Source organism: Prevotella sp. TCVGH (assembly GCF_023522295.1).
GTDB lineage: Bacteria > Bacteroidota > Bacteroidia > Bacteroidales > Bacteroidaceae > Prevotella > Prevotella timonensis.
In genome coordinates this window covers 14,512-37,228 of the sequence record NZ_QFFX01000026.1, presented here as the reverse complement: position 1 = coordinate 37,228, position 22,717 = coordinate 14,512, and the positions used below count along the sequence as shown (strand labels likewise).

Annotated in this window: 19 protein-coding genes; 7 read left to right on the top strand and 12 right to left on the bottom strand. The window is 43.6% G+C overall.

Features of this window, described 5'->3' with window-relative positions; all coding sequences use genetic code 11:
• Positions 1-169: 169 nt before the first annotated feature.
• From DEM91_RS06630 to DEM91_RS06575, 12 genes are all read right to left on the bottom strand, one after another.
• The gene (locus tag DEM91_RS06630) at positions 170-1,648 is read right to left on the bottom strand and encodes an NADH-quinone oxidoreductase subunit N (protein WP_249858377.1); all 1,479 of its coding nucleotides are present in this window, start codon (positions 1,646-1,648) and stop codon (positions 170-172) included.
• 13 nt (positions 1,649-1,661) lie between these two features.
• Positions 1,662-3,146, bottom strand: coding sequence for a NuoM family protein (locus DEM91_RS06625; RefSeq protein WP_249858376.1), 1,485 nt, complete (start codon positions 3,144-3,146; stop codon positions 1,662-1,664).
• Positions 3,147-3,184: 38 nt separating this feature from the next.
• On the bottom strand, positions 3,185-5,152 hold the full coding sequence (locus DEM91_RS06620) for an NADH-quinone oxidoreductase subunit L (RefSeq protein ID WP_249858378.1): 1,968 nt from the start codon (positions 5,150-5,152) through the stop codon (positions 3,185-3,187).
• A 4-nt stretch (positions 5,153-5,156) separates the two neighbouring features.
• The gene (gene nuoK, locus DEM91_RS06615; RefSeq protein ID WP_004348632.1) at positions 5,157-5,465 is read right to left on the bottom strand and encodes an NADH-quinone oxidoreductase subunit NuoK; all 309 of its coding nucleotides are present in this window, start codon (positions 5,463-5,465) and stop codon (positions 5,157-5,159) included.
• A complete protein-coding gene (locus tag DEM91_RS06610) occupies positions 5,462-5,983 on the bottom strand; it encodes an NADH-quinone oxidoreductase subunit J (RefSeq protein WP_249858375.1) in 522 nt (173 codons plus the stop codon). The genes nuoK and DEM91_RS06610 overlap by 4 nt, the downstream gene beginning before the upstream one ends.
• 14 nt (positions 5,984-5,997) lie before the next feature.
• On the bottom strand, positions 5,998-6,531 hold the full coding sequence (locus DEM91_RS06605) for a 4Fe-4S dicluster domain-containing protein (RefSeq protein WP_249858374.1): 534 nt from the start codon (positions 6,529-6,531) through the stop codon (positions 5,998-6,000).
• A gap of 29 nt (positions 6,532-6,560) precedes the next feature.
• On the bottom strand, positions 6,561-7,646 hold the full coding sequence (gene nuoH, locus DEM91_RS06600; RefSeq protein WP_008125571.1) for an NADH-quinone oxidoreductase subunit NuoH: 1,086 nt from the start codon (positions 7,644-7,646) through the stop codon (positions 6,561-6,563).
• Positions 7,647-7,726: 80 nt separating this feature from the next.
• Positions 7,727-9,298: an NADH-quinone oxidoreductase subunit C gene (locus DEM91_RS06595; protein ID WP_249858373.1), complete on the bottom strand. Its 1,572-nt coding sequence runs from the start codon at positions 9,296-9,298 to the stop codon at positions 7,727-7,729.
• Positions 9,299-9,314: 16 nt separating this feature from the next.
• Positions 9,315-10,010 carry an NADH-quinone oxidoreductase subunit B gene (locus DEM91_RS06590; RefSeq protein WP_008125567.1) on the bottom strand — a complete coding sequence of 232 codons (696 nt, stop codon included), beginning with the start codon at positions 10,008-10,010 and terminating at the stop codon, positions 9,315-9,317.
• Positions 10,001-10,351, bottom strand: a complete 351-nt coding sequence (locus DEM91_RS06585; protein WP_025071546.1) for an NADH-quinone oxidoreductase subunit A — start codon at positions 10,349-10,351, stop codon at positions 10,001-10,003. Before DEM91_RS06585 ends, DEM91_RS06590 begins: the two co-directional genes overlap by 10 nt.
• An 840-nt stretch (positions 10,352-11,191) precedes the next feature.
• Positions 11,192-12,223: a hypothetical protein gene (locus DEM91_RS06580; RefSeq protein ID WP_249858372.1), complete on the bottom strand. Its 1,032-nt coding sequence runs from the start codon at positions 12,221-12,223 to the stop codon at positions 11,192-11,194.
• A 483-nt stretch (positions 12,224-12,706) separates the two neighbouring features.
• Positions 12,707-13,654: an RluA family pseudouridine synthase gene (locus DEM91_RS06575; RefSeq protein WP_249858371.1), complete on the bottom strand. Its 948-nt coding sequence runs from the start codon at positions 13,652-13,654 to the stop codon at positions 12,707-12,709.
• Positions 13,655-13,780: 126 nt separating this feature from the next.
• On the opposite strand from DEM91_RS06575, the gene DEM91_RS06570 reads away from it, so the two are divergent.
• The 7 genes from DEM91_RS06570 to galK all read left to right on the top strand — a co-directional run bounded on the left by DEM91_RS06570 (position 13,781) and on the right by galK (position 22,686).
• On the top strand, positions 13,781-15,394 hold the full coding sequence (locus DEM91_RS06570; protein WP_249858370.1) for an ABC-F family ATP-binding cassette domain-containing protein: 1,614 nt from the start codon (positions 13,781-13,783) through the stop codon (positions 15,392-15,394).
• Between the two features lie 110 nt (positions 15,395-15,504).
• Positions 15,505-16,116: a nucleotide exchange factor GrpE gene (locus DEM91_RS06565; RefSeq protein ID WP_195253842.1), complete on the top strand. Its 612-nt coding sequence runs from the start codon at positions 15,505-15,507 to the stop codon at positions 16,114-16,116.
• Between the two features lie 44 nt (positions 16,117-16,160).
• Positions 16,161-17,333, top strand: a complete 1,173-nt coding sequence (gene dnaJ, locus DEM91_RS06560; protein ID WP_008123988.1) for a molecular chaperone DnaJ — start codon at positions 16,161-16,163, stop codon at positions 17,331-17,333.
• A gap of 51 nt (positions 17,334-17,384) precedes the next feature.
• Entirely contained in the window at positions 17,385-18,692 is a 1,308-nt protein-coding gene (locus tag DEM91_RS06555; protein ID WP_249858369.1) for a bifunctional folylpolyglutamate synthase/dihydrofolate synthase, read from the top strand.
• A gap of 112 nt (positions 18,693-18,804) precedes the next feature.
• On the top strand, positions 18,805-19,896 hold the full coding sequence (locus tag DEM91_RS06550) for an aldose epimerase family protein (protein ID WP_249858368.1): 1,092 nt from the start codon (positions 18,805-18,807) through the stop codon (positions 19,894-19,896).
• 245 nt (positions 19,897-20,141) lie between these two features.
• Entirely contained in the window at positions 20,142-21,425 is a 1,284-nt protein-coding gene (locus DEM91_RS06545; RefSeq protein ID WP_249858367.1) for an MFS transporter, read from the top strand.
• Between the two features lie 100 nt (positions 21,426-21,525).
• Complete coding sequence (gene galK, locus DEM91_RS06540; protein WP_249858366.1) at positions 21,526-22,686, top strand: galactokinase; 1,161 nt, start codon at positions 21,526-21,528, stop codon at positions 22,684-22,686.
• The last annotated feature ends 31 nt before the right edge of the window (positions 22,687-22,717 follow it).

Here is a 22,717-nt window from a genome sequence, read left to right as displayed (position 1 = left end):
TTCCTTTCTTCCTTTACAGGCTTATGAAATTATGTGCATGAGAGGAGGGGTGCAACTGGGTTTTACGACTGACCCATTTTTAATATCGCTACACTTCAACAAAAACATCCTCCGCCTAACGTGCAAAGAACACAATTCAGACGGAGGATGTTTAGTGGTATTTTATATCTTAGAGCGCTACCGAAGCCGCATGTATCCAATCGAACACCATGTAGCACACGCCAAACAATACTACACCGGCTGTGCATACAGCCAATGCCAACTTGGTATTGGTGTGGCTCTTGAATGTGGGCAACGGATTTTCACTTTTCTTGATGTACATCGCCTTCACAATCAAGAGGTAGTAATACAAGGAGATGACCGTATTGATTAACGCAATGAACAACACGATATACGCCCATGCCCCTACTGAAGTACTCAGATCGGCATCCTGCACGGCTGCCATAAAGATAAAGAACTTAGAGAACATTCCCGAAAATGGTGGAATACCGCCCAACGAGAACAATGCCAAAGTCATGAGGAAAGCCAGCTTGGGGTTGGTTTGATAAAAGCCATTGTAACTGTCCATCATCACCGTACCGTTGTTATGTTCCTCTACCGCACTGATAATGGTAAACACTGCCATGTTAGCTACCACGTAAATCAGCACATAGAAGCTCAATGCAGTGACGCTCAACGCCGAGTTACCAACAATCGCCAAGACTATATAACCTGCCTGAGAGATAGAACTGAACGCCATGAAGCGTTTCAGGTTGGTTTGACGAATGGCGAACAAGTTGGCTACCGTGATTGACAACACAATGACGATGTACAACAAATATTGCCAATAAAGAACCATGGGGGCAAATACTTTCATCAAGATAGTGCAAAGGGCAAAAGCTGCTGCACCTTTACTTACTACCGAGAGATAGCCCGTAACGGTAGTTGGCGCACCTTGGTACGAGTCGGCTGTCCAGAAATGGAAAGGCACCAAGCTAATCTTAAAGCCCAATCCACTGAAAAAGAACACCATGCCAAGAATGATAAACGGTGTGGCGGTGAGCTGTGTGGCAATGTCTTCAAAGTAAAGCGTGCCTACCGCACCATAGATAAAGCTGATACCGTAAAGCATCACTCCACTTGAGAAGGTGGCTGTCAATATGAACTTGGCTCCTGCTTCGGCTGAGTCGTGACGATATTTGTCAAACGCAACTAAGCAAGCCATAGGTACACTCGCCATTTCCAAGCCTAAGAAAAAGAGCAAGAAGTGGTTGGCACTCACCATCATATTCATTCCCAACAGCGTTGCTATCACCAATAAGTAAAACTCTCCCTCCTTAAAAGCGGTATCGGGACGTGACAACCATTCTTTGGACTGAATGAGAACGATAAGCGTTCCAAAAGCCAAAATGGTCTTTATCACCCCAATAGCAGGCGTAGCGATGTACATTCCCCCAAAAACAGTGTGTGTCTCAATGGGGAACAGATTGATAAGGATGTGCGCAAACATAAGCAGACAAATCATGGGATTGAACCATGAGCGACGCTTGTCGGTGGGCGCAAGCGTCCTAATCTTCTGCGATGTAGCAAAGTCGGCAACAAACGTAACCAGCAAAAGCACCACTAAGGTGACCTCTGGCATCATATATAGGAATTGACTGTAATTCATCTTCTTCTAAACTTTAGTGTATTATATTGAGTAGGATAGGTCCTACGGCATCATTGATGACATTGCTTGCCCACAGAGGTGCGATACCTAAGCCAGCTACACAGAATATCAAACACATCACAGCCACACGCTCGTCCCATGTAGCATCAGTGAGTTGCTCAAAATGAGGATTGGCTACCTTTTGATAAAGTATCTTTCCAACAACACGCAAGATATAAACTGCGGTGACAACAATGGAGGTACAAGCAATAATAGTAGCGGTGCGGTGGAAGGTATCGTTGTTGGCAAACGAGCCTACAAAAATAGTCATCTCCGCAACGAAGCCCGAGAAACCAGGTAATCCCAAGTTCGCCAAACCTGCCACTACATAACCTACACCCAAGAAAGGCATGATTTTCATCAATCCACCCAACTGACGAACATCACGTGTATGCGTACGTCCGTAAATCATACCGATGAGCGCAAAGAACAAAGCGGTCATCAAACCGTGCGAGAGCATTTGGAGAATGGCACCCGTACAAGCGGTTTTGGTCATCATCAACAGAGCGAACAACACCAATCCACAGTGACTTACCGAAGAATAGGCGTTGATATATTTCAAGTCGGTTTGTACACAAGCCGAGAGAGCACCATAGACTACAGAGATGGTGGTGAGGATAAGGAAGATCCAAGCCAACTCTTGTGCCGCCTCGGGCAACAAGAACATGGCGATGCGGAAACAGCCGTAGCCTCCCAACTTCATCAACACACCAGCATGGAGCATAGAGACTGCAGTGGGCGCAGAAGCATGTCCATCGGGTGACCATGTGTGGAAGGGGAACAAGGCACCTAACACACCGAATCCAATGAATATCAATGGGAAAAATATCTTCTGTACATCAACAGGGATATTGTGCAGGGCAGCAATCTCAAGCACGTTCATCGTGGTGGCTCCACTATAGAAATAAATGCCCAAGATACCGATAATCAGCAAGGCACTTCCGCCCATGAGCATCAACGTCAACTTCATAGCGGCATATTCCTTGGGACCACTTCCCCACACACCTATAAGCAGATACATCGGGATAAGTGCCACCTCGTAGAACATGAACATGGTAAATAAATCGATAGAGATAAAGAAGCCAAACACACCAGTGCTCAACAAGGTGAACCAAAGGAAGTATTCTTTAGTCATGGGCTTGAGCTGCCAAGAGGCAAAGATACCCGTAAAGACGATGATACTCGATAAGAGCAACATAACAACTGAGATACCATCCACTCCTACCGTGTAGGCAATGTTGAGCGGTTCGAACCAAGGTGCACTATACATAAACAGCATGGCTTCGGTATGTCCAGCCTGACGCATTTGGATAAATGCAATAGTAAGCCAAACAGAGAGTGCCAGCAAAGCGGTAGAGCCAGCCACCATGACACCACGTACTTGACGGATGTTGCGAGCCAACCAAAGCCCGAACAACATCAAGACGGGAATAACGACGAATAATGTTAATATACTCATTTTTGTATTTTATTCATTAAATCTTTCTAACTAAAGCATTACAACAAGCAAATCAATGCTAACGTCAATGCTACACTACCTGTAAGGAACCAAATGGCGTATTGTCTCACATCGCCACTCTGCCAAGGTCGGATGCTTTCGCCTGCCTCTTGAGTACCCCATGCTAAGAAGTTAAAGAAGCCATCAATAACATGACGGTCGAACCAAGCAATGGGACGGCTGACACAACGGAAGATAATTTTGTGTGTCACGAACTGCCAAACCTCGTCCATATAGAAACGTTTGTAAGCAGCGCGGTGCAAGGTTGGGAAAGTACTTGCCAACTTGTCTGCCACTGGCGTTTTCTCTCCTTTATACATAAAGGTAGCAAGACCGATGGCAAGCAATGCCAATACAGTACTGGTAATCGCCACTGACCAGTTGGTATGCGTATTAAACCCAATGCCGTTGGCAGACACCAACTGTCCTGCACGTGTCCCCCAAAGGAAGACGGTACAAGTAATGAGCGACAAGAATATCAACGGAAAGGTCATTACTGCAGGAGCTTCGTGAGGCTTGTGTACATCGGGTTCGCCCTGATGCGACTCGTAATAGCTCTTACCCCAGAAGATAACGTAATACAAACGGAACATATAGAAGGCGGTCATCATGGCAATACCGCTCATCACCATTCCCATGACGGGATGAAAGTTGTAACAAGCCACCAATATTTCATCTTTTGAATAGAATCCAGAGAAAGGTGGAATGCCCGAAATAGCAAGACATGAAATCAAGAACGTAATGTGCGTGATGGGCATGTACTTGCGAAGTCCTCCCATATAATATTTCTCATTGGAGTGTACGGCATGAATCACACAACCTGCACCCAAGAACAAACAAGCCTTGAACATGGCATGCGTGAACAGATGAAACATGCTTGCCATATATCCTAAGCCTTGTACGTCGGCATATTCTTCGGTCATTGCTACCGCACCTGTGGTAGGATCGGGCAAGCAAACGCCCAAGGCAACGAGCATGAAACCAATTTGCGAAATGGTTGAGAATGCCAAGACACGCTTGATGTCACTCTGTGCGCACGCCACGGCAGCCGCATAAAAGGCGGTAAAGGCAGCAATATAAGCAATCCAATGTAACTGTTCGGGTGCATATTCCACGAACAAGGGGAACATACTTGCCACCAAATACACACCTGCCACCACCATCGTTGCAGCGTGAATCAATGCCGAAACGGGCGTCGGACCTTCCATCGCATCGGGCAACCAAATGTGTAAAGGGAACATGGCTGATTTACCTGCACCACCAATAAACATCAGGAACAGCGCTAACGGCATTACCCAAGCGGCATGAGCAGCATGAGTTGCCAATTCTGGCGTAGCGGTTAAATCGTAATTGAATGTACCTACATAGAAGCTATAAAACAATATACCGATTAAAAAGAACAAATCGGCAAAGCGTGTCACAATGAAGGCTTTCTTAGAAGCTGCCACGGCTGTGTGCATAGGATAATAGAAACCAATGAGCAGGTAAGAGCTAACGCCCACCAATTCCCAAAACAAATACATCTGGAAAATATTGGTTGCCACTACCAAGCCCAACATTGACATGGTGAAGAGCGAAAGGAAAGCATAATAACGCTGAAAACCTTTCTCTCCGTGCATATAGCCAAAGGAATAGATGTGCACCATGAAACTGACCGTAGAGATAACCACTAACATCATTACAGAAATAGGTGTCAACCTAAAACCGATATTAAAGGTTAGCAGTTCGGTAAACTTCAACCACGTAATATTAAAAGGTGTAATGGTAGGATATAATCCGTCAACGCCACGCCCTACGCCTATAAAATATTCATAAGCGGTGTAGCAAGAAAGACAGAACACCGTACCAAGCACCACGGTGCCAATGAGTCCAGCCACCTTATGACTCATCTTCATACCCAACAGTCCAAGGATCAGGAAACTGAGTGCAGGTAGAAGAAGTATTAAATATACATAACTGTAATCCATCATCTTATAATTTCATATTTTCAATACTGTTCACCTGATCACTACCAAAGTTTCGGTAAACGTTTATAATAATGGCAATCGCCACCGCTGTCTCGGCAGCACTGATGCCAATGGAGAACAACGTGAAGAAAAAACCCTCCAACTGTTCGGGGAACAGGATGCGGTTAAACACGGCAAAGTTGATGTCTGCGGAGTTAAGAACCAACTCTACGGAGATTAACATTGCCAACAAATTACGACGGGTAACGAAGCCAAATACGCCAATAAAAAACAATAGCGCACTCAGACCTATCAAACATTCAACGGGTATCATTTATCATCCTCCTTTCTGGCAATTAACAAACCGCCAATGATACATGCCAACAAGAACACGGAAATGAGTTCGAAGGGCAAAACATACTGATATTTTTCAGAACCTACCAATGCTTGTCCAATGACATTCATTGAGACTTCTGCATCAGCAACCTGCGTTGCTTGATGAATAAACTGGTTCTTCACCAAGACACCTATCACGGTAGCCAGTCCTATCAATGAGAGCAAAGCCCCCTGAATGACGCGTGAACCTTTGAGATGTTCTACTAATCCTTGGAGCGTACGCTTAGATACCAACTGTATTGCAAAGATATAGAGTATCGTGATGCCCCCTGCATAAATAGCAATCTGTGCTGCTCCCAAATATGTATATCCTAAAAGGAAATAGATACCTGCAACACCAAATAAAACAAATATCAGAAAGGTAGCCGCCCGCATAATCCTTTTTGTTAGTACACACATGATGGCAGAGCCCAAGATGACGACTGCCAAAATGCAAAACATGATTAAATTAGCCATATACGTTACTACTTTTATTTGGTTTTGGTATTAAATTGTCCAATGGTCAGCGGTGCTCCACCATCTATCAAGCCTGGCAAACTTCCGCCTTGATACACTTCCTTGTCAAGGTGCATGGTCAAGGAATCTCGCTCGAACACACTGTTTTCAAAGTCGTTGGTAAACTCAATGGCGTTGAAGTTACAAGAATTGACACAGAGTTGGCAGAACATACAATCACCTAATTTGTACTGATAGTCCACCAATTGTTTCTTTTTCCTGCCCGTTTCTTCGTTGACAACCATTTCACTCTTAATGAGTATGGTCTCATTGGGACATGCTTTCTCGCACATAGTGCACGCTACACAGTTGTGAGTGCCGTCTTCGTTACGCTTAAACACTAAGCGTCCGCGATGACGTTGAGCCACATGCAGTGTCGTTTTGCGATTCTCTGGATATTGTTCGGTGCTCTTTGGGGTGAAGTATTCCTTCAAGGTAACCCTCAACCCCGTTACAAGCGACTTGACAGCATACCAGATTTCGCTAAAATATGATTGTTTATTTTCCATCTTACTGAATCTTCAAGAAATGAAACGTTTTAACCGTGGATACCAAAAGCCACACAAATGGTCATCAGTATGAGATTTACCAATGCCAATGGCATGAGATACTTCCACTCTAAAGTTAAGATTTGGTCAATTCTCAAACGTGGGAACGTCCAGCGAATCCACATCAGAAGCCAAACTACAACAAAGGTCTTGCCTAAGAACCACACAATGCCAGGAATATAATTCATCACAGCATCAAAGCCTTCGACTCCAATGTTGAAAGGTGCCCAACCGCCTAAGAACACGGCAGTGGCTAATCCTGCGATGACAAAAAGGTTGAGGTATTCTGCCAAATAGTAGAAACCAAAGCCCATACCCGAATACTCTGTATGGTATCCTGCGGTCAACTCGCTCTCTGCCTCTGCCAAGTCGAACGGTCCACGGTTCGCTTCAGCATTGCCAGCTACCAAGAACAACAAGAATGCAATGATAGCAGGAAGGTGTCCTTTGATAATTAACCAGTTCCATGGTCCTGTCTGTGCTTCCACAATTCCGCTCATTTGCATCGTTCCCGTCAAGGCAACAGCCGCAATGAGGGTCAGTCCCAAGGTCATTTCATACGAAATCATCTGCACCGCTCCACGCATGGCAGACAGAACAGAATATTTGTTATTTGATCCCCATCCTGCCAAAAAGACGCCTAACACACCAATACTCGATATTGCAGACACCAAGAAGATGCCCACGTTAAAATCGAGAATGTGCGCTCCCTTATTCCAAGGAAGGAACGAGAAGGTGCCCACTGAGGCAATCACCACAAAGAATGGCGCAATATAATACAAGAACTTGTCGGCCTTGTCAACGGCAAAGATTTCCTTAATGAGCATCTTAAACACATCGGCAAACACCTGAAGCGTTCCCCAAAAGCCCACACGCATAGGCCCGAGACGGCATTGGAAGTAAGCACACACCTTACGTTCCATGAATATCAACACTATCGCCAACAAGGCGTAGGCAGTGAGAATGGCGACACCAACGACAACACATTCAATGAATATCGTCCAAAAATCGTTCAAACCTAAGGTTTGTCGAAGAAGAGTGTCGAACCATGTGGTTACTATACTAAAATCAAACATGATCTATTTAAGTTATTTATATTGAACAAGTTGCAAACATTGAGCAAAGCATTGCTACAAGTTGTCAACTTATATACCTGCTATCTGTCAATATCTGGAATGACAAAGTCGAGCGCCGCACCTGCAGTAACAAGGTCAGCTATCTTCTGTCCTCGTAGCATCTCATCCATCGCAGCAACATGACTCAAGCCCATAGGACGGAATTTCAAGCGGTAAGGCATCTTGTCTCCCTTAGAATCCAAGTAAACTCCTATTTCGCCACGCGAGCCTTCACATGAGAAATACCATTGTCCTTCAGGCACTTTGATGATTGGCTTCTGTTTTACATAGAAGTCGCCTGCTGGAATATTATCAATGAGCTGTTCGATGATGCGAATGCTTTGCTTGATTTCCTCAATACGATTGAGGTATCTACCAAACGAATCGCAATGCTCGCTGAGAACTTCCTCAAACTCCACCTTGTCGTACATGGCATAAGGATGATACTTGCGCACGTCGTTTTTCCAGCCGGAAGCACGTCCAGAAGCACCTGTCACACCATAACTAATGATGTTTTCGAGATTCATGGGCGCAATTCCCTTGAAGCGTTGTTGCATGATGACGTTATCTCCAAACACATCCATGTACTCTTGTAGCATGGGTTTGAGATAAGCACACAGTTTCTTGGTGTTCTCCACAAAGTTGGGGTCGATATCATCCTGGCAACCACCAATGCGGTAATAGTTTTGAATGAGTCGTCCACCCGTAGTCTCCTCCATGACGTTCAGCACGTGTTCGCGGTCGCGCATGCTGTACAAGAAGGCTGTCAAAGCACCCAAATCTTGTGCGCAACAACCTAAATATAGCAAGTGCGAGTCGATACGCTGCAACTCGTCCATGATGGTACGGATGTACTGTATGCGCTCGGTCAGTTCTATCTCCATTGCCTCTTCAATGACGCCCACCAACGCATGGCGGTTCATCATGGCACTGAGGTAGTCCATTCGGTCGGTCAACGCCAAGGTTTGAGGATAGGTGTACGCCTCGCACATCTTCTCCATTCCACGGTGGATATATCCTAAGTGTGGATAGATGTGCTTCACGGTTTCACCGTCCAACACACTTTGCAAACGAAGTACGCCGTGCGTACTGGGGTGTTGAGGACCAATGTTGATAACGAAATCGTTGTCTGTGAACAACGGAACGCGGGTCTCTACCAAGTTACCGTTCTTATCAAGTGAGTATTGGAACGTGTAATCCAACTCCACATCCTCTTCCAAAGTGTACTGGTTGTTCTCGGGCGAGACATCGAAGTTCTTACGAAGTGGATAGCCCTTGAAATCATTGCGCAAATAAAGACGGCGCATATCCTTATGCCCCAAGAACTTAATACCTAAGAAGTCGTACACTTCGCGCTCTAAGATATCGGCAGCCTTCCATAGGTTGGAAACGGTATCGAGTACATACTCCTCCCCTATTTGCTGCGCTATTGCCTTGACCGATGTACGCTCGTGGGTTTGTGTGTTTTCTAAAATATAAATACATCCTAACCCTTCTTCGCCAAAGTCTTCGCCAACAATGGTAACAAGGTAATCGAAATGCTTGTCGTTCTTCAGTTTCGACATCTCTTGTGCCAAGTTACTGAATGCAATTTCTATATTTTCTAATTTCATATCCGATATACCTTATTTAATGTTGATGTTCTAACTCTTCTTGAGGATGAAAGTCTTCGGGAACGTGAGTCACTACGATAGGCTTGTTTTCCTTCAGTTTTTGTTGGTACACCTCTGCGTTACTCAATCCGTGGTGGTGAGCCTCTTGCTTATGGTTGACACCTCCGAAGAATTTTTCTACTTTGATTTTGCGCTGCAACTGCATCATGCCATACATGATAGCCTCTGGACGTGGCGGACATCCCGGTATGAAGACATCAACAGGAACAATCTCGTCAATTCCTCTTACCACGTGATAACTGCTCTTGAACGGACCGCCAGAAATAGCACATCCACCCACCGCAATAACGTACTTGGGTTCTGCCATTTCATCATACAAACGCCTAAAAGCAGGTGCCATTTTATTGGTAATGGTTCCAGCACACATAATCAGGTCGGCTTGTCGTGGAGAGTTACGTGTGACCTCAAATCCAAAACGAGCGAAATCATAACGAGCGCATCCCACTGCCATAAACTCAATACCGCAACAGCTGGTGGCGAATGTCAAGCTCCAGAGCGAGTTGGCACGCCCCCAGTTAATCAATTGGTCCAGCGACCCTGTGACAACGTTCACGCCTCCTTCATGGAGTTCGTCAACAATGCGTTCCAACGATTCGTTGTCCTTAAACTCCCCGTAAGGAATACTCTTGATATACGGTTTCTTTATTTCCATTCCAAAGCTCCTTTCCGCCAAGCATACGCCAAGCCTAAGACAAGTACCATAAGGAAGAAACCGATGCTAACCAAAGCCATAGCTCCAAAATCTCGCACAACTACCGCCCACGGATAGAGCAGCACAGTCTCGATATCGAACATGAGGAAAAGGATAGCGAAGAGGTAATAACCAACGTGCATGGGAAGCCACGAAGAACCTCTCGTTGGAATACCACTCTCATAGGGTTCGCCTTTTACCGCATTATACGAGCGCGGACCAATTAACTTTGCAATGACATAAGCTGCCACTACCAAGGTTACGGCCGTCAACAAAACGGTAACGAATAAAGTAAAATTCATAAAAATTATTATAATTATAATTGTTCTCGCTTTCTGTCGAAACACATACATTTTTACAAATGCGATGCAAAGTTAATCATTATTTTGAGATTTTTACAAGATATGAACAAAAAAAATAGGTTAAATTGCTAACTTCAGATTGCAAAACATGAATTCCAAGTGAATATTCTATCATCGGGACAACACAACCCTCATGCCACTATCAGTAAGTTCACTCAAACAAAAGCAAAAGAAAGGTGGTATTCGGTGGTATACAAAAATCGGAAAAATCTTTACAATAAGCATTAGAAAACTCACGGATTTAAGGGCAAAATCCTGACGATATTTTCAACCAACCTTATTGTTGGCTGTAAATACGCGAATTTTGCAAACTTCTGATATAAAGACACTTACGAAATTCCAAGTTAAAAGCGCAGAGGTTATCTTCATGCTTTAGGCATCAAAAAGGGTGAGATTAGCGTCTTGGAATCATGCAATAAGGTCGCTATTGTAATCATTTAGCACGACTAAAGCATGGAGACAAGCAGGTTGAAGTAATAAGATAAGAAAACAAGTCACTATTTTGACGCCTTCAAAATTCTAAAACAAAGAAAACTCGAGTTATTTTCTTAGGCTTATCTCAATGTGTTAACGAGGGAAAAAGGCACTTGAAAACAAGCAAAAAATTTTACATATATAAGGGTAATCGTTACTTTATTAAAATGCGATTGAAAATAAATGCCATCCGTAGGCAATTAGAAGAACGTTTTGAAGGTGGAATGCAAATGACATGACTCCTCCTCAAATTGCCTCAATAATCTGTAGAAAGTGCAACGACACAATTTGAGGAGGAATGAAGAATTATTGCACCAATAGCTTTTTACTGTTTACAATGTAAATGCCACGTGGCAGGTCGGAGAGTTTTTCTACAAATACACGTTGTCCTGACAGCGTATAGATTTTATTCTCGCTGGTGCGCTTTGCAGCGGTATCTATCTGCTGTATGCCTGTGGTTACCGTCACTGGTTGGATAAGTATTACAGACGAAAAGGTTTCGTTATAATAAGGGTCGCTTGCACCATCAAAGGTATTATCCGATGTTTTTAACACCCAAATGCCTTGCACCGCTTGATTAGTGCTGGTGTGAGTTCCTCTTTTAGATTTAATATAGAACTTACCAAAAAGATTAAGCGGATTTTCGAATTTAACATGTGCTGCTTGACCAGCCTTTTGCAATTCAAGTCCGTTGGCTGCCTCGTCCAATTTGTTTGTTACACCATTAGGAGCAAAATCTTTAAGCCAATCGGGAGCAGGCGTCTTGGTAGGATAACTCAACCACTTGTTATCGATAGTCTTGAAAGCAACTTTTCCATTCTTCAAGACATGCGCCGTGAAGCATGCCGACTCGTTGGGAACATCTCCTAATGCAACTTTACGCGTAGACAGCTTACCATCAGAATAATCAAGCAAAAATATGTCTTGTCCAATACCATAGAACTTAATGGTGTAGCGTTTACCATTCACTGGCATTTCTACATCCGTATCATTAAGAAAGTCATATCTGGCTTTCAATAATTGTTCTGTTGTGTGTGTTTTTGGTGCATCGCAAATTTTTTTTAAGGCAAGACGACTTTTGGCTTTTGGCTTTGGATATCCCACACCTTCATGGGTCAATAATAATCTCACTAATGATAACTCTAATTCTGGTATTTCGTTATTGTTCGTTGTTGAACGAGTCGCCACCGCATCGTAGGCGATGTTTGCAGGATTAGATTTTACTTCCACGTTTGATGTCTTTTGAATGCTCATACCGTTATCGGCTGAAAATGCGGTATTCCGTCCAATTGTAAGACATAGAATGATTGCGCAAAATAGTTGTAATTTTGTGTTCATAAATAAAAAAAATGTTGTTGTTAATTGATAAAATTATTCAAATAGTCCGCAAAAGTAACTATTTTTCCTAAAAGTCCGGCAAGCTAAAATAAAATCTTGATATAAATCAAGGTATTAACAACGGCTATCTTTTCAAAAATGAGCTAAAAATCTAATGACATACTACCTATCCTATGGCTATCTAAAAGAAACACACACGATAAATATGGGCTGAAAGCAAAAAGACTAACAGTTCAAAGCAACGCCATGAGTACAGCAAACCTTCTATCTTGCGCTTTTAAAATTCAAAAGGAGGGGCATCAGTTGGAGACGATTTATGCGAAAAACGCATAATATAACCATACTGCCAAAGCCACAAATACGAGAAAGAGTACTATCTTTAATAAACAACTCGTTATTTTCTTCAACAAAAAGGCACCCACAATAATGGCTATCAGTAGGTAGATATAAAAACTAATATTTGAAAACATGATTTTAATTATTTCATTCTACTTCATTGAACTCATGCGCTGTCCGCCCAGAGCAAGGCTGATTTCTATAACTACCCTTGAACAAATGTGCGAACGCTGGCGGTATAGGGGTTTCAAACTCCATGGGACGGTGCGTAACGGGGTGATAAAAACACAGCACGTAAGCATGCAGACAAAGGCGCCCGAGGGGATTGTCGCCATTGCCATATTTATGGTCGCCACACACAGGATGCCCCATATCTGCCGAATGTACACGTATCTGATTCTTGCGTCCCGTCTCTAATCGATATTCCACCAACGAATGTTCCGTCGTTCGATTCAAGGTGTGAAAATGCGTCACAGCAAACTTTCCCCCATTATCCTCTGGACTCGAATAGGTGATGTACGCCCTGTTGTCTTTGAGCCAGTTGGCAATGGTACCCTCATCTTGTTCCATTTCGCCCGACACCACTGCCACATATCGCCTATCGTACACGTTGTGATGCCAGTCATGTTCCAGCAGTTGGGCGGTTTGGATGTCCTTGGCATATATCATGAGTCCACTGGTATCCCTGTCAAGTCGATGCACCACATGCGCAGTACATTTCTGTTTGCTCTGTTTGAAATAACTGTCAAGCACTTTTTTAACATTCAGCGAGGCATGTCCTGCCGCCATGGAAAGGATGCCAGCTTGCTTTTCTATCACCACCAAGTAGCGGTCTTCGTAAACTATCTTGACATATTTACTTTTAAAGAGTGTGTTCCTTTTCGACTTACTAATAGCTATTTTAGTGCCTGGCGTCACAGGATAATCGAACTGCGTGATTTGCTTACCATTGACAATAATGCCACGTCCAGCCAATGTTGCTTTGAGCTTTGACTTACTGAGATGTGTCACATGATTGAGCAACCAATTCAGGAGCGTGTCTGTCTCTTCAACGACATAGCATTGGTAATCCTTGTTGGAGAAGTTTGAGTTCATTCATCATCCATTTTGAAAGTTGATACAAAGATACCATTTTTCGTGAATTTATAAACGCTTGTTTAACAATTATCAATAAAAATGTTTACCTTTGCGCTCAAATTATATAAAATAAGGTAAAAGAACATGATAACAGTTTCAAATCTTGCGATTCAGTTTGGCAAGAGAGTCCTTTATAAAGATGTAAATATCAAATTCACTCACGGCAACATCTATGGCATTATCGGTGCCAATGGTGCTGGTAAATCCACCCTACTTAAAGCCATCAGTGGCGAATTAGAGCCCACAAAAGGCTGCGTAGAGTTAGGACCGGGTGAACGACTGTCGGTACTTGAGCAAGACCACTTTAAGTATGACGAATATTTAGTCATGGACACGGTTTTGATGGGACACGAACCCTTGTGGCAGAATATGAAGGAGCGTGAAGCCTTGTACAGCAAACCCGAGATGTCGGAAGAAGACGGTACGCGTGCTGCTGACTTGGAATTGAAGTTTGCAGAGATGAATGGTTGGGAGGCAGAAAGCGATGCTGCCCAACTGTTACAACACTTAGGCATTGGCGAGGCATTACACAGCAAAACAATGAGCGAGTTGTCAAACAATGAAAAGGTGCGTGTGATGTTGGCAAAGGCACTGTTTGGCAATCCCGAAAATCTGCTGCTCGACGAGCCTACCAATGACCTTGACTTAGATTCGGTACAATGGTTGGAAGAATACCTGAGCAACATAGAGCAGACGGTGTTAGTGGTTAGTCACGACCGTCACTTCTTAGACGCCGTGAGTACACAGACCGTAGACATCGACTTTGGTAAGGTGACAGTGTTCTCAGGCAACTATTCGTTCTGGTATGAGAGTTCACAATTGGCATTACGTCAAGCGCAGAACCAAAAGATGAAAGCCGAAGAGAAGCGCAAGCAGTTGGAAGAATTTATCCGCAGATTCTCTGCCAATGTGGCAAAGAGTAAGCAAACAACCTCGCGCAAAAAGATGTTGGAGCGGTTGAACGTAGAGGAAATTCGCCCCTCCAGTCGTAAATACCCTGGCATTATCTTCCAAATGGAACGTGAACCTGGTAACCAAATCCTGCAAGTTGAAGGATTGAAAGCCCTCGATACCGATGGTAGCGTATTGTTCGACAACGTGAGTTTTACAGTTGAAAAGGATGAGAAGGTGGTCTTCTTGAGCCACAATCCCAAAGCCATGACCGCTTTATTCGAAATTATCAATGGTCATCGTGAGCCCGATGCGGGGACCTATAACTGGGGAGTAACGATTACTACCGCCTATCTCCCACTCGACAATGCCGAGTTCTTTGAATCGGACATGAATTTAGTCGATTGGCTGAGCCAGTTTGGTACAGGCAACGAAGTGGTGATGAAAGGATATTTAGGACGCATGTTGTTCTCGGGTGAAGAGGTATTAAAAAAGGTGAACGTGCTCTCGGGTGGTGAGAAAATGCGCTGTATGATTGCTCGTATGCAATTGAAAAATGCCAACTGCCTCATCTTAGACACCCCCACGAACCATTTGGATTTGGAGAGTATTCAGGCATTTAACAACAATTTGGTGACGTTCAAAGGCAACATCCTCTTTTCGAGTCATGACCACGAGTTTATCCAAACCGTGGCAAACCGCATCATCGAACTGACACCAAAGGGCACCATTGACAAGTTGATGAATTACGATGAATACATCTATGATGATCAAATCAAAGAACTCAAGGAGAAGATGTACCAGTAAACAGTACAACATTTTAATGGTTTGAACAATAAAAGCAAGGCTTGACAAGTAAAGAAAAACTTGGCAAGCTTTTTGCTGATATTTAAGACAGGTAATAATAAATATTGATTATGAGCAAAAGAAATAAACACAAAGAGCAAGAAACAGAAAAGAAGCTTGATACACAGCACGAAGAGATGGACGCTGGCACAGTAATGGACGAAAAGAAGGTGGAAGAGCAAGCTGCTGCTACGGATAACCAACCCGAGACGCAAGGCGAAGCACCCACGACAGACCCATTAGCTGAGGCACAAGCACAAATCGAAGAACTCAAAGATCGGTATCTCCGTACAGTGGCAGAGTTTGAAAACTTTAAGCGTAGAACACAGAAAGAAAAGGCTGAACTCATCTTCAACGGCAGTGAGAAAACTGTCTCTGCCATTCTTCCTATCTTGGACGACATGGAAAGAGCGGCTGCTAATGCGAATAAGACAGATGACATTCACGCACTTGAAGAGGGTTGGGAACTCATCTTTAAGAAGCTATTGAAAACATTGGAGGGATTGGGTGTGAAAAAAATTGAAACGCAAGACAAAGCCTTTGACGTAGATTTTCATGAGGCAGTAGCGATGGTTCCCAATGTTGAAGACAACAAGAAGGGCAAAGTGATTGACTGTGTACAAACGGGATATACGCTCAACGAAAAAGTTATCAGACACGCGAAAGTTGCTGTAGGACAGTAATATAAGATAACGATATAGAATCTAAAAAACAAAACATTGAAGGAATGGCAAAACGCGATTATTATGAAGTGCTTGGTGTGAACAAGGATGCTTCAGAAGATGAAATAAAAAAGGCCTACCGAAAGTTAGCTATAAAATATCATCCCGATAAAAATCCGGGAAGTAAAGAGGCGGAAGAGAAGTTTAAGGAAGCTGCGGAAGCTTACGATGTACTTCATGATCCGAAAAAAAGACAACAATACGACCAGTTTGGCTTTAATGCGCCAGGCGGAGGAGGATTTGAAGGTTTCAGTGGTGGAGGCTTCTCCATGGATGACATCTTCTCGATGTTTGGCGACGTATTTGGCGGACATAGCGGTTTTAGTGGCTTTGGCGGCTTCGGTGGTGGCACTGCTGGCGAGCGGCAACAACCACAATATCGAGGTGCGGACCTGCGCTTGAAGGTAAAGCTTACCTTACAAGAAATTAGCACAGGCGTTACCAAAAAGTTCAAAGTAAAGAAAGATATTGCCTGTACCCACTGTAATGGAAGCGGTGCAGAGAAAGGAAGTGGTACACAAACTTGTCCTACTTGTCACGGACAAGGGGTTGTAGTAAAGACCGTGAGAACCATGTTGGGCATGATGCAGACACAGTCAGAATGTCCTACGTGTCATGGTGCGGGCACTGTTATCAAAAACAAATGCCAACACTGTCATGGCACAGGAGTGGTGAAAGGCGAGGAGATCGTTGAAATTAAGATACCAGCTGGCGTGGCAGAAGGCATGGTAGTGAATGTTCCAGGCAAGGGCAATGCTGGTCCAAGAAACGGAATCACGGGAAATATTCAGGTGTTAATAGAGGAACAACCCAACGACACGTTTATCCGAGACGGTCAAGACATCATTTACAACCTTTTGCTTGACTTCCCGACTGCCGCTTTGGGAGGCGAGGTTGAGATACCTACATTGGAGAATACACGTGTAAGAATAAAAATAGAAGCAGGCACTCAACCTGGGAAGACGCTCCGTTTGAGAGGCAAGGGACTTCCTGCAGTGCAGGGATATGGCTCTGGTAGAGGTGACTTGGTAGTGAATATCAGCATCTATGTGCCCAAGACCTTGAGCCGAGATGAAAAGGAAACGATAGAACGCCTGCGCACCAGTGACAATTTTAAGGGTGACTACGCCACAAAGCAGTCTATCTTTAAGAAGTTTAGAAACTATTTTAATGAATAAGGTACATGAAACTCTTCATGCACAAGAATGACTTAATTCATTGATTGCCTTATGAACTACCAAGAAACTATTGATTATCTGTTTCACGCAGCCCCAGTCTTTGAAAAGGTTGGGGCGTCTGCCTATAAAGAAGGGTTATCTAACACGATTGCTTTAGATGAACACTTTGGGCATCCGCATCGCCAGTATCGCACCATTCATGTAGCAGGAACCAACGGAAAAGGCTCCTGTTCGCACACCTTGGCTGCTATCTTGCAAGCCGAAGGCTATCGAGTGGGCTTGTACACCTCACCGCATTTGATTGATTTTAGAGAGCGTATTCGCATCAATGGCGTGTGCATAGACGAGGAGACTGTTATTAAATTTGTAGAAGAAGAAAAGGATTTCTTCGAACCCCTCCACCCCTCTTTCTTTGAACTGACCACCGCATTGGCGTTTAAGTACTTTGCCGACCAGCAAGTAGATATTGCCGTCATTGAAGTGGGGCTTGGTGGGCGGTTGGATTGCACCAACATCATCACGCCAGAACTCTCCATAATTACAAATATAAGCTTTGATCATACGCAATTTTTGGGCAACACCTTGGCAAAGATTGCAGGTGAGAAAGCAGGTATCATCAAACCCCACGTTCCTGTTGTTGTAGGAGAAGCCCTCCCCGAGACAAGACCTGTATTCGAGAAAAAAGCGAAACAAGAGCATGCACCCATTATCTTTGCAGAGGATGCACCAGAGGTTTTGCACTCAACCTATGATGTTTCTTCTCAACAACGCATTTACAAGACCCTGTCGTTCGGGGAGCTGCGAGGAGATTTAACAGGCTGTTATCAAGACAAGAATACCAACACCGTACTCGCTGCCGTTAAAGTTTTGCGACAAATGCACATTCTTAAACATCTCGAAAGTTTAGCACAAGGCTTGAAAAACGTGATGCAGACTACTGGACTTATGGGAAGATGGCAGTGTCTGCAAAAGCAAACATCAACTCAACCAGCCATCTATTGTGACACTGGACACAACGTGGCAGGCTGGAACTATCTGAGCCAACAGCTGCAACAACAGAAATACGAGACGCTCAGAATCGTCTTTGGGATGGTTGATGACAAAGATCTCCAGACCATTATGAAGATGTTGCCAGCAGATGCGGTGTACTATTGGACACAACCCTCAACAGAAAGAGCTTTTCCTGTGGAGGAAATTGCCAAGGCAGGGGCTACCAATCAGCTTCGAGGACAGCAGTATCGAACTGTTCGAGAAGCGTATTCCACCTGCTTAAAGCAAGCCAATCCAAGTGATTTTGTATTTGTCGGAGGTAGCAGTTATATTGTTGCCGATTTGCTAACCTTTTTAGAAAGGAAGTGATTTAAGGGTATTTAACATCTGATTGTCCAGCTTTTTTAAGACTTTCGTTTGTCATATTCATTTTTTTTCAGTTACTTTGCAAGTACAATAAAATGACTAAAAGCTTATAAATATGACTAACACAAGTGACGCAAATAATTGCTGTGGGCTGAAACGTGAAGATTTTCAGACAACAATTGATGGCAAAAAGACAGATTTGTACGTTCTGAAGAATCAAAATGGAAATGAAGTTGCCATTACGAATTATGGTGGCGCTGTTGTTGCTATCATGGTTCCAGACCAACAAGGAAAACTGGCAAATATCATCCAAGGACACGACAATATTCAGGCGGTTATTGATTCGCCAGAGCCTTACCTGTCTACGTTAATTGGACGGTATGGCAATAGAATTGCCAAGGGACGTTTTCAGCTCAACGGTAAGGAATATAATCTACCTATCAACAATGGTCCTAACAGTCTGCATGGCGGCAAAAAGGGATTCAATGCCAAGGTTTGGGAGGCACAACAAATGAACGAACAAACGCTTGTCTTGAAATATGTAAGTCCCTATGGTGAAGAAGGATTCACGGGAGAAGTGAGAACTATTGTAGAATATACCTTCACAGACGATAACGAACTCGTTATTGAATATTTAGCTTTTACCAACAAGAAGACCATTATCAACTTAACGCATCACGGCTTCTTCTCATTGTCAGGCATCGCAAATCCAACTCCAACGGTAGAGGAGCAGATTTGTGAAATCAATGCCGATTATTACATCCCCATCGATGAGACCTCTATTCCTACGGGCGAGATTCGCTTCGTAAAGGGTACACCTTTCGATTTCCGCCAGCCTAAAGCCATTGGAAAAGACATAGAAGCCGATAACGAGCAGATAAAGAATGGTGCTGGCTACGATCACTGCTTTGTGTTGAATAAGAAAGAAGAAGGCGAATTGAGTTTTGCAGCCAGACTTACCGATCCTAAGAGCGGTCGTGTCATGGAAGTTTATACCACAGAACCAGGCGTTCAGCTCTATACTGACAACTGGGCAGACGGTTATCAAGGGCAACATGGTGCTACATTCCCAAGACGAAGTGCAGTTTGTTTCGAAGCTCAACACTTCCCCGACTCACCCAATCATCCATACTTCCCTTCGGTTGTCTTAGAACCAGGACAAGAGTATAAGCAAAAAACAGTTTATAAGTTTTCTGTCAAATCATAATCATCAATCACCCTATTCGTCTTTTAGTCCTATCGCAAATCGCTTGAGACCGTGCCAAGAAATTGGACTTTCTACCAAATAAAGGAAGAAACACAACGGTTTATCGAATGGACTAAACAATAGTTGACATTGATGTACCGAGAGAACTAACCTAAAATACCCGTTACAAAAGGACATGTGTTGACAGTTCCCTCCCCTATCTGAAATAACTAAAAATAAATAATTAAAATCTCTTAACAGTAAAAATGGAAAAACAGACAAACAAAAATGGCGTCATTGTTGCGATTATTTCAATGATGTTCCTATTTGCGATGATCTCATTTGTAACAAATCTTGCCGCCCCATTTGGTAATATTTGGGGTAAGACCTACTCTTGGGCAGGCATGGTGGGCAACCTCATGAACTTCTTAGCTTATCTCTTCATGGGTATTCCGGCAGGTAAGATGTTGGTGAAGTACGGTTATAAAAAGACAGCACTCATTGCTATGGCTGTGGGTTTCATCGGACTTTTTATCCAATATCTATCAAGCATCTTTGGCGGAAGCAGTGAAATGTTCACTATCCAAGAAAATCCTGTGATGCTCAACTTCATCATCTATTTGATAGGAGCTTTCATTTGTGGTTTCTGTGTTTGTATGTTAAACACTGTTGTGAACCCTATGTTAAACCTTTTGGGCGGTGGTGGAAATCGCGGAAACCAGCTCATTCAGACGGGTGGTACACTTAACTCACTCACCGCTACATTGACTCCGTTTTTCGTTGGCGTGCTGATTGGAGAAGTTACTGACAAAACCAGCATGAACGATGTCACTCCACTACTGTGGGTTGCCATGGCTGTGTTTGCTGTTACATTCCTTATCATCGCCTTTGTCACCATACCTGAACCACAGTCAACTGTTTCGGGTGTAACGTTCGAGCATAGTCCTTGGAACTTCCGACACTTCGTTTTGGGCGTAATCGCAATATTCTTCTATGTAGGTATTGAAGTGGGTGTACCAGCCGAACTCAATTTCTACATCACGAAATTGGGATTCCCTGGAGCTGCTGCCATCGCTGGAGGTATCGTTGCCATCTACTGGCTTCTGATGTTGGTGGGTCGATTTATAAGTAGTTTCGTGAGTGGTAAAATTTCTTCTCGAGCACAACTCATCTCCACTTCTGCCTTAGGCATCATCCTATTAGTCATTGCCATATTACTTCCTGAAAGCTCGTCCGTTTCATTCCATGGTGTGGATGTTCCTGTTAAATGCTTCTTTATCATCGCTTGTGGTATTTGTACCTCTATCATGTGGGGCTGCATCTTCAACTTAGCTACAGAAGGCTTAGGCAAATACACTGCTCCTGCATCAGGAATTTTCATGACAATGGTCGTTGGTGGTGGTGTAATGCCATTCATCCAAGACCAGATAGCAACCTCTTTGAATGATTACATTTCAAGTTATTGGCTGATTGTAGCCATGTTAGGCTACCTGCTCTACTATGGACTCGTAGGAAGCAAGAATGTGAATAAAGACATTCCTGTAGATTAAATTAGAATAAGCGATAAGCTGAGTGCATGCAAACGCATGCGTTCAGCTTTTTTTGATGATTGACATACTGAAATTTATTAACCCCTTAAACATATATAATATGGATATAGATCACGTTAGAAGTCGTTTTATCAAACACTTTGATGGCAAAACTGGAAATATTTATTTCTCTCCTGGACGTATTAACCTTATTGGCGAGCACACCGACTACAATGGTGGGTTTGTCTTTCCCGGTGCTGTAGACAAGGGCATCATGGCAGAGATTAGACCCAATGGCAGCAACACAATTATGTGTTATGCTATCGATTTGAAAGATCGCGTTGAGTTTAAGGTGGACGATCCACAAGGTCCACGTACCAGTTGGGCACGCTACATCTATGGCATTGTGCAGGAAATGAAGAAATTAGGCGTAGAGGTGAAAGGCTTTAACACTGCTTTCTCTGGAGATGTTCCATTGGGCGCAGGCATGTCTTCATCTGCTGCACTCGAGAGTTGTTACGCTTTTGGACTTAACGACTTGTTTGGCGACAACAAGGTGTCCAAATGGGATATGGTCTTGGCAGGTCAAGCTACCGAGCATAACTACGTAGGTGTGAACTGTGGCATCATGGATCAGTTTGCCAGTGTCTTTGGACAAGAAGGAAAACTGATGCGCTTAGACTGCCGTAGTCGCGAGTTTGAGTACTTCCCCTTTAATCCTAAAGGGTACAGGTTGATGTTGGTCAACTCTTGTGTTAAGCACGAGTTGGTTGGTTCGCCTTATAACGACCGTCGCAAATCTTGTGAAAATGTAGTGAAGCACATTGCTGCTAAGCATCCTGAAGGCAAGTTTGAAACGCTACGCGATTGCACTTGGGAGCAGTTAGAAGAAGTAAAAGATGAAGTAGGAGCAGAAGACTACAGCCGTGCTCGCTTTGTTTTGGGAGAAAAAGACCGCGTCTTGGCTGTTTGCGATGCACTACAAGCTGGCGACTATGAGACTGTTGGCAAGAAGATGTACGAAACACACGAGGGCTTAAGCAAAGACTACGAAGTATCTTGTGAAGAGCTTGACTTCCTCAACGAAGTAGCAAAAGAAAACAAGGTCACAGGTAGTCGCATTATGGGTGGCGGCTTCGGAGGATGCACCATCAACCTTGTAAAAGACGAGATTCATGACAAATTTGTAGCAGATGTAACAGAGAAATATGCTGCCAAATTTGGAAAGAAGCCTGAAATCTATGATGTTGTGATTAGTCAAGGCTCACACAAAGTTTGCTAATTAACTTTTATGGAAAAAATATCTGTTGGCT

What these genes read in the sequence shown, in the direction of transcription:
- DEM91_RS06630 (WP_249858377.1), bottom strand. Translation starts at nt 1,648, where the DNA reads ATGAATTACAGTCAATTCCTATATATGATGCCAGAGGTCACCTTAGTG.
- DEM91_RS06585 (WP_025071546.1), bottom strand. Translation starts at nt 10,351, where the DNA reads ATGAATTTTACTTTATTCGTTACCGTTTTGTTGACGGCCGTAACCTTG.
- DEM91_RS06570 (WP_249858370.1), top strand. Translation starts at nt 13,781, where the DNA reads ATGATAACAGTTTCAAATCTTGCGATTCAGTTTGGCAAGAGAGTCCTT.
- nuoH (WP_008125571.1), bottom strand. Translation starts at nt 7,646, where the DNA reads ATGTTTGATTTTAGTATAGTAACCACATGGTTCGACACTCTTCTTCGA.
- DEM91_RS06595 (WP_249858373.1), bottom strand. Translation starts at nt 9,298, where the DNA reads ATGAAATTAGAAAATATAGAAATTGCATTCAGTAACTTGGCACAAGAG.
- DEM91_RS06580 (WP_249858372.1), bottom strand. Translation starts at nt 12,223, where the DNA reads ATGAACACAAAATTACAACTATTTTGCGCAATCATTCTATGTCTTACA.
- DEM91_RS06620 (WP_249858378.1), bottom strand. Translation starts at nt 5,152, where the DNA reads ATGGATTACAGTTATGTATATTTAATACTTCTTCTACCTGCACTCAGT.
- DEM91_RS06565 (WP_195253842.1), top strand. Translation starts at nt 15,505, where the DNA reads ATGAGCAAAAGAAATAAACACAAAGAGCAAGAAACAGAAAAGAAGCTT.
- nuoK (WP_004348632.1), bottom strand. Translation starts at nt 5,465, where the DNA reads ATGATACCCGTTGAATGTTTGATAGGTCTGAGTGCGCTATTGTTTTTT.
- DEM91_RS06555 (WP_249858369.1), top strand. Translation starts at nt 17,385, where the DNA reads ATGAACTACCAAGAAACTATTGATTATCTGTTTCACGCAGCCCCAGTC.
- DEM91_RS06550 (WP_249858368.1), top strand. Translation starts at nt 18,805, where the DNA reads ATGACTAACACAAGTGACGCAAATAATTGCTGTGGGCTGAAACGTGAA.
- DEM91_RS06610 (WP_249858375.1), bottom strand. Translation starts at nt 5,983, where the DNA reads ATGGCTAATTTAATCATGTTTTGCATTTTGGCAGTCGTCATCTTGGGC.
- DEM91_RS06575 (WP_249858371.1), bottom strand. Translation starts at nt 13,654, where the DNA reads ATGAACTCAAACTTCTCCAACAAGGATTACCAATGCTATGTCGTTGAA.
- galK (WP_249858366.1), top strand. Translation starts at nt 21,526, where the DNA reads ATGGATATAGATCACGTTAGAAGTCGTTTTATCAAACACTTTGATGGC.
- DEM91_RS06605 (WP_249858374.1), bottom strand. Translation starts at nt 6,531, where the DNA reads ATGGAAAATAAACAATCATATTTTAGCGAAATCTGGTATGCTGTCAAG.
- dnaJ (WP_008123988.1), top strand. Translation starts at nt 16,161, where the DNA reads ATGGCAAAACGCGATTATTATGAAGTGCTTGGTGTGAACAAGGATGCT.
- DEM91_RS06590 (WP_008125567.1), bottom strand. Translation starts at nt 10,010, where the DNA reads ATGGAAATAAAGAAACCGTATATCAAGAGTATTCCTTACGGGGAGTTT.
- DEM91_RS06625 (WP_249858376.1), bottom strand. Translation starts at nt 3,146, where the DNA reads ATGAGTATATTAACATTATTCGTCGTTATTCCCGTCTTGATGTTGTTC.
- DEM91_RS06545 (WP_249858367.1), top strand. Translation starts at nt 20,142, where the DNA reads ATGGAAAAACAGACAAACAAAAATGGCGTCATTGTTGCGATTATTTCA.